Origin of the sequence: Paraburkholderia sp. RL17-373-BIF-A (assembly GCF_046030175.1) — a bacterium.
Taxonomy (GTDB): Bacteria; Pseudomonadota; Gammaproteobacteria; order Burkholderiales; family Burkholderiaceae; genus Paraburkholderia.
The window spans coordinates 1-544 of sequence record NZ_JARESO010000393.1 but is presented as its reverse complement, the minus strand read 5'-3'; the positions used below and the strand labels follow the sequence as shown (position 1 = coordinate 544).

Sequence of the window (544 nt, the reverse complement as noted above, 5' to 3'; positions counted from 1 at the left end):
GTGTTCGGCGGCATGGCCGAGTTCGAGCGCAGCCTGATCGTTGAACGCACGGGCAGCGGCCGCGCTGCGGCCAGGGCGCGCGGCACGAAGTTTGGCCGCAAGCCGACGCTCACGCTGGCGCAGCTCGATCATGTATATCGCCTCGCGGATGAAGGCAACACGAGCATGGGGGAGATCGCCGCGCTGTTTGGCATCCACCGATCGACGCTGTTTCGCCTGCTGTCGCAGCGCGCAGAGCGCGCCGCGTGAGGATGGCGACGAGCGCAGCGGCCAACGGTTTTTCGTTTTATGGACCCGCATCACGCAATTTCGCGAATTTTCCGGCGGTTTCTCGAACGCGCGTCAGCTCGGCCAAGGTTAGCATGGTAGCGTCCACACTAATCTTTATCTTTATTTTGATCGAATTGCCTTGGCCGTTCGATGTTGAAGTTCAATATACAGGGAGAACGATCATGTCAATAATAACATCAGCTACTATGAGAAGAGCTTTCGTTGGTGAGCATGGTGCGGCTTCGGAGTTGAAGTCAAACATGGTCATGGATGG

At 57.4% G+C, this 544-nt stretch carries 2 protein-coding genes; both read left to right on the top strand.

Features of this window, described 5'->3' with window-relative positions; translation table 11 throughout:
* A partial coding sequence (locus P0D80_RS51045; protein ID WP_408296554.1) for a helix-turn-helix domain-containing protein occupies nucleotides 1–249 on the top strand: 249 nt, incomplete at its 5' end.
* Between the two features lie 2 nt (nucleotides 250–251).
* Nucleotides 252–544, top strand: a 293-nt coding sequence (locus P0D80_RS51040) for a hypothetical protein (protein WP_408296551.1), incomplete at its 3' end; no start/stop codon positions are given.